Source organism: Streptomyces sp. SID3212 (genome assembly GCF_009865405.1).
GTDB lineage: Bacteria > Actinomycetota > Actinomycetes > Streptomycetales > Streptomycetaceae > Streptomyces.
Genome location: NZ_WWJY01000331.1, coordinates 1 through 6346 on the forward strand (window position 1 = coordinate 1; position 6346 = coordinate 6346).

Genomic DNA, 6346 nt, shown 5'->3' on the forward strand with positions numbered 1-6346 from the left:
AGGGGCGGGTGGTCGGCGCGTGCCTGGTGGGCTGGGACGAGCCGCACGAGTTCCGCCCCGAGGAACGGTCCCTGCTCACCGCCACGGCGGGGCTGGTGGGGCAGGCGCTCAAGCGCGCCCGCGCCTTCGACGCCGAGCACGAACTCGCCACCACGCTCCAGCGCAGCCTGCTGCCCCGCAGGCTCCCGGCGCTCCCCGGCGGGGTGGCCGTCGCCCGCTACCTCCCCGCGATGGCGGGACTCGCCGTGGGCGGCGACTGGTACGACGTCATCCCGCTCTCCGAGGGACGGGTCGCCCTGGTCATCGGGGACGTACAGGGACACAGCGCCGCCGCCGCGACGATCATGGGACAGATGCGTACGGCGATCAGGGCGTACGCGGTCGAGGGCCACCCGCCGGACGTGGTCGTGTCGCACGCCAACCGCCTGCTCGTCGGCATGGAGACCGACCTGTTCGCCACCTGCTGCTACGTCGAGCTGGACATGGAGGAGGGCGACGCCTGGTTCGTACGGGCCGGGCACCTGCCGCCGCTGCTGCGTCACCCGGACGGCTCCACGGAGGAGCTGACAACCGAGGGCGGGCCCCCGCTGGGTGTCCTCGCGGACGCGGAGTTCCCGATGACCACGCTCGGGCTGGCCCCCGGCACGGTCCTCGCCCTGCTGACCGACGGGCTGGTCGAGTCCCAGATCCTCCACCTGGAGGACGGCATGCGCCGGATGTGCGAGGTGCTCGCCTCCACCGACACGTCCGACCCCGGCCGGATGGCCGACACGATGCTCGGCGGCGGCGGGCGGCGGGACGACGACGTGGCGCTGCTGCTGATGCGCTACGACGGGATGAAGGTCCGGCCCGTCCGGGCCAGCTGGACGGTGTGGCGGCTGCCGGACGCGGTCATGCACGCCCGCCGGTTCACGGCGCGCACCCTGCGCGCCTGGAGCCTGTCGGACGAGGCCGACGTGGTGCTCCTCATCGTCTCCGAGATGGTCACCAACGCCCTGGTGCACACCCAGGGTTCGGTACGCCTCGACCTCGCGCTGGCCGCGGACCGGCTGCGGATCGCCGTGACCGACGGATCCCCGCGGGCGCCCGCCAAACCGGTGATCGTCGACTGGGAGTCCACCGGCGGGCGCGGCATCCTGCTGGTCGAGGCGATGTCGGCGGCCTGGGGTTCCGTGCCGGTGAGCGGCGGCAAACAGGTGTGGAGTGAAATCACGGTGCCGCCACGCGAGGCGCCCGGCCCGGACGCCGGGCCCGTGGCAGGGTAGGCCGCGTCCGACCTGCCCGTACCGCCTCCGGTCCCGGGTCAGGGGGCGCCGTCGAAACGGGCGAGGAGGAACTCCGAGTGTTCCGGACCGCAACGCGTACCGGGCTCCGTCCCACCACCGTCACCCTCGCCGTCTCGGTGATGGCCGCGGGACTCGTCCTCGCCGCCTGCGGCGACGACGGGGGGAGCGGCGGGGGCAACGGTTCGAGCGACAGCGGGGTGACGATCGGCCTGCTGCTCCCGGACAGCCGTGCCTCCCGCTGGGAGAAGTTCGACAGGCCGCTGATCGAGGGCCGGGTCAAGCAGCTGTGCGACAACTGCCGGGTCAGGTACGGCAACGCCCGGGGCGATGTGGCGGCCCAGCAGCAGCAGGTGGACTCCATGATCACCCAGGGGGTCGACGCGCTGATCCTCACCCCCGTCGACGCCAAGGCGCTGACCTCCTCGGTCAAGGAGGTGAAAGCGGCGAACATCCCGGTCATCTCGTACGACCGGCTGAGCGAGGGACCGATCTCCGGATACGTGTCCTTCGACGGCGAGCAGGTCGGCAGGCTCCAGGGAACGGCCCTGCTCAAGGCACTCGGCCCGCACGCGGCCGACCGCCAGATCGTGATGATGAACGGCGACCCGTCCGCCGACCCCAACGCGAACCTGTTCAAGCGGGGAGCGCTTTCCGTCCTGCGCGGCAAGGTGCGCATCGGCAAGTCGTACGACACCGAGGGCTGGAAGCCGGAAGTCGCCAACAACAACATGTCGGGCGCGATCGGGTCCCTCGGCGCCGACCACATCAACGGGGTGTACGCCGCCAACGACGGTCTCGCCGCCGGGGTCATCGCGTCCCTCAGGGCGAACGTCGTCAGGCCGCTGCCGCCCGTCACCGGACAGGACGCCGAGCTGGCGGCCGTACAGCGCATCGTCGTCGGCGACCAGTACATGACGGTGTACAAGCCCTTCGCGCCCGAGGCCGACGCCGCCGCCGAGATGGCCCTCACCCTGGGCCGGGGCCAGAAGCTCGGCAAGAAGGCCCCCGACCGGGTGAACAGCCCCACCACCGAGGACATCCCGGCCGTCCTCCTCGACGGGATCACGGTGACCGTCGGCAACATCAGGACCACCGTCGTCAAGGACGGCATGTACACGATTGGCCAGATCTGCTCTCCGAGGTTCGCGTCGGCGTGCGAGAAGGCCGGACTCACCACGTAACAGGGTGAGGAGGGAGTTGGTGACCGTGACCGCCGCGCCCCTGCTGGCCGTGCGAGGCGTCTCCAAGCGCTACGGCGCCGTGCAGGCGCTCTCGGACGTCGAGCTGGAGGTCCGGGCCGGTGAGGTCGTCGCGCTGATGGGCGACAACGGCGCCGGCAAGTCCACGCTCGTGAAGGTGATCGCGGGCGTCGACCCCGCCGACACGGGGGTGATCGAGTGGGAGGGGCGGCCGGTACGGATCAAGCGCCCCCACGACGCCAAGGGCCTGGGCATCGCGGCCGTCTACCAGGACCTCGCGCTCTGCGACAACCTCGACATCGTCGGCAACCTGTTCCTCGGCCGGGAGATCAGCAGGTGGGGCATCCTCGACGAGGTCGAGATGGAACGCCGTACCCGCGAACTGCTGGAGACGACGCTGCCCCTCCACGTCCCCCACGTGCGCGTCCGGGTCGCCTCGCTGTCCGGGGGCGAGCGGCGGACCGTCGCCCTCACCCGCTCGCTCCTCGGCGCGCCGAAGATGCTGCTCCTGGACGAGCCCACCGCCGCCCTCGGGATCCAGCAGACCGTCCGGGTCCTGGACCTGGTCGAGCGGCTGCGCGACCAGGGCCTCGGCGTGCTGATCATCAGTCACAACATGGGGGACATCAAGGCGGTCGCCGACCGGGTGACGGTCCTGCACCTCGGCCGCAACAACGGCTCCTTCGACGTGGGCACCACCTCCCAGGAGCAGATCCTCGCGTCCATGACCGGCGCGACGCGCAGCGCCGTGACCCGCCGCCCGCCGGGCGTGGGGAGGGACGACTCCTGAGTACGTTCGTCACGGCCCTCGCCCGCCTCGCCCGGGCGTTCGGGCGCCGACTCGGCGGCGGCGAACTCGGCTCGGTCCCCGCCCTGGCCGGGCTCGTCGTGATCTGGATCGTCTTCCAGAGTCTCAACTCGCGCTTCCTGTCGCCCCGCAACCTGTCCAACCTCAGCGTGGACATCGTCGGCACCGGACTGATCGCGGTCGGGATCGTCTTCGTCCTGCTGATCGGGGACATCGACCTGTCGGCCGGTTCGGTCAGTGGCCTCGCGGCGGCCGTGTTCGCGGTGCAGAACGTGCTCCACGGGGTGACCGAGTGGGTGGCGGTGGTGGTCGCCGTGCTCGTCGGGACGGCCGTCGGCGCCTTCCAGGGGTACATCGTGGCCAGGGTCGGCGTACCGGCGTTCGTGGTGACACTCGCCGGGCTGCTGGGGTGGAGCGGCCTCATGCTCTACATCCTGGGCACCAGCGCCACGATCAACCTCGACGACCAGGGGTTTGTCGCCCAGCTGACCAGCTACTACTTCCACGACGACGGGGTCGCGTACGGTCTCGCCGCCTTCGGGACCGCCGCGTTCTTCCTGGTGTCCTGGCGGGACCGGCGGCGTCGCAAGGGCGCCGGGATGCCGCCCAGGCGGCTCGCCGAGACCGGGGTGCGGACGGCGGTGGTGGCGGTCGTCGCGTTCGGCGCCGCCGCCGTGCTCAACCGGTTCCAGGGCCTGCCGCTGGCCCTTCTCCTCTTCCTCGTCCTGATCGCGGCGCTGGACATCCTCCTCCGCCGGACGCCGTACGGACGCAAGGTGTACGCCATCGGCGGCGGCATCGAGGCCACCCGGCGCACCGGCGTCCATGTGGTGCTGGTGCGTGTCTCGGTCTTCATGGTGTCGGGGACGATGGCGGCGGTGGGCGGTCTGTTCCTGGCCTCCCGGATCACCGCGGCGAACCAGACGTCGGGCTCCGTCATGCTGCTGATGAACGCGATCGCCGCGGCGGTCGTCGGCGGCGCCAGCCTGTACGGCGGACGGGGGACGACCTGGTCGGCGCTGCTCGGCATCCTGGTCATCCAGTCGATCGCCTCGGGCATGGCGCTGCTGGGGATCCAGTCGGCCGTACAGCTCATGATCACCGGGGGTGTGCTGCTGGCCGCAGTGATCATCGACTCGCTGTCGCGGCAGTCGCAACAGGCGCACGGCAGGGCCTGATCCGGGTACGGGGCAGACGTCTGCCGTACGCCTGACTTTCGCGCCGTACGCCTGTCGTGGGCGTGTCGTGCGCCTGTCGTGGGCGCGTGGTGGACCTCGTAGGGCCGTGGGTCAGGCGTCCGGGACGGCGGGAAGCGGCGGCAGGTCGAGGTGTTCGCGCAGGGTCGTGCCCTCGTACGCGGTGCGGTACACACCCCGTTCCTGGAGTTCCGGGACGAGCTTGTCGACGATGTCCGTGAGCGAGGCGGGGAGCAGGTGCGGCAGGAGGTTGAAGCCGTCGACCGCGCGGGTGCGGACGTGACGGGTCCACTCGTCGGCGACGGTCGAGGGGGTGCCGACGAAGGACGGGTGGCCCGGGGACACCTCAAGGACCAACTCGCGGATCGACAGACCGCGTTCGGCCGTGAGGTCGCGCCACTTCCGGATCAGGGCCAGCTTGCCGCTGCGGTGCGAGAGCGCGATCGTGCCCCGGGAGGGGTCGAGTTCGTCCTCGCTGGGCTCGATGTCGGGCAGCGGTCCGTCCGGGTCGTAGGCGGAGAGGTCGGTGCCCCAGTACTGCTCCAGGAAGGCGATCGCCCGGGGTCCGTTGACCTGCTCCCGCCGTACCCAGCGGGCCTTCTCCTCCGCCTCGGCCGGTGTGTCGCCGAGGATGAGGCTCGCGCCCGGCAGGATCCGCAGCGAGTCCGGTGTACGGCCGTGGCGGGCGAGCCGTTCGCGCAGGTCGGCGGCGTACGCGACGGCCTTGCCGTACTCCGTGTTGGCGGAGAACACCACATCGGCGTGGCGGGCCGCCAGTTCGCGGCCACCGTCCGAGTCCCCGGCCTGGAAGAGTACGGGCCGGCCCTGGCGGCTGCCCGGCACGGTGGCCGTGGCGCGCAGCCGTATCAGCTCGCGGTCCCGCTCGACCGGGGTGACGGAACCGGGACGGGCCCAGCTCGCGGCCTGCCCGTCGGGCGTGACGGCGTCCGGGGCCCAGGACGACCACAGCGCCTTGGCCGCTTCGACGAACTCCCCGGCCCGCTCGTAACGGCGTTCGTGTTCCAGCCAGCCGCCGTGGCGGAAGTTGGCGCCCGTCCAGGCGTTGTCGGTGGTGACGATGTTCCAGCCGGCCCGGCCCTCGGACAGCAGGTCCAGGCTGGCCAGGCGGCGGGCCAGGTCGGCCGGATAGTTGTACGTGGTGTTCTGGGTGGCCACCAGGCCGATCCGCTCGGTGACGGCGGCGAGCGCGGAGAGCTGGGTGATCGCGTCGGGGCGGCCGGCGACGTCGAGGTCGAAGACCCGGCCGCGGTTCTCCCGTACGCGCAGACCCTCGCCGAGGAAGAACGCGTCGAACAGGCCGCGTTCGAGGGTCTGCGCGATCCGGACGAACGTGTCGACCGCCGTGTGGGAGAGCGCGTCCGGGTCGGTCCAGATCAACTGCGGCCCGACGCCCGTGAAGAAGACGCCGAGGTGGAGCTGGGGAGGGGTTTCCGGCATGGCACTCACCTCAGGCGTGGGTGGCCGCGGGGGCGGCGAAGCGGTTGGCGGGACGGGGAAGGCCGAGTGTGTCGCGGAGCGTGGCGCCGGGGCGGGGTGCCTGCCACAGGCCGGTGGCGGACAGCTCCGGCAGGACGCGCCCGGTCAGGACCGGCAGGTCGGCGGCGAGGACGGCGGGGTGCAGCCTGACCCCGTCGACCGACTCGGCCAGTTGGCGGAGCAGGGCGACCAGGGCCTCCGGGGAGCCGACGTGGCGCAGCCGCCCGGACTCGGGCCAGTCGGCGGCTTCGTCCAGTACGGCGAGCCGGTCGGCGGCCGGGGTGTCGGCGTCGAGGACGACCTCCACCTCGGCGAACACCAGCGGGGCGCCGGACTCCCTGGCCACGGCCGCGCGGGCGG

At 72.1% G+C, this 6346-nt stretch carries 5 protein-coding genes and 1 pseudogene; 4 read left to right on the forward strand and 2 right to left on the reverse strand.

Features of this window, described 5'->3' with window-relative positions:
* The 4 genes from GT042_RS10025 to GT042_RS10040 form a co-directional block, all read left to right on the forward strand.
* Positions 1-1265 (forward strand): ATP-binding SpoIIE family protein phosphatase (locus GT042_RS10025; protein WP_161308362.1); only part of this gene is annotated, 1265 nt, incomplete at its 5' end.
* Between the two features lie 140 nt (positions 1266-1405).
* Positions 1406-2467 (forward strand): substrate-binding domain-containing protein, encoded by a 1062-nt coding sequence (locus GT042_RS10030; protein ID WP_161308365.1) that lies wholly within the window; start codon positions 1406-1408, stop codon positions 2465-2467.
* Between the two features lie 16 nt (positions 2468-2483).
* On the forward strand, positions 2484-3275 hold the full coding sequence (locus tag GT042_RS10035; RefSeq protein ID WP_161308363.1) for an ATP-binding cassette domain-containing protein: 792 nt from the start codon (positions 2484-2486) through the stop codon (positions 3273-3275).
* Entirely contained in the window at positions 3272-4471 is a 1200-nt protein-coding gene (locus GT042_RS10040; RefSeq protein WP_161308366.1) for a sugar ABC transporter permease, read from the forward strand. Before GT042_RS10035 ends, GT042_RS10040 begins: the two co-directional genes overlap by 4 nt.
* 111 nt (positions 4472-4582) lie before the next feature.
* On the opposite strand, the gene GT042_RS10045 is transcribed toward GT042_RS10040, so the two are convergent.
* Both GT042_RS10045 and GT042_RS10050 read right to left on the reverse strand, forming a co-directional pair.
* Positions 4583-5947, reverse strand: coding sequence for an NtaA/DmoA family FMN-dependent monooxygenase (locus GT042_RS10045; protein ID WP_161308364.1), 1365 nt, complete (start codon positions 5945-5947; stop codon positions 4583-4585).
* Positions 5948-5957: 10 nt separating this feature from the next.
* Positions 5958-6346: pseudogene (locus GT042_RS10050) on the reverse strand (nitrilotriacetate monooxygenase); the annotation flags it as partial.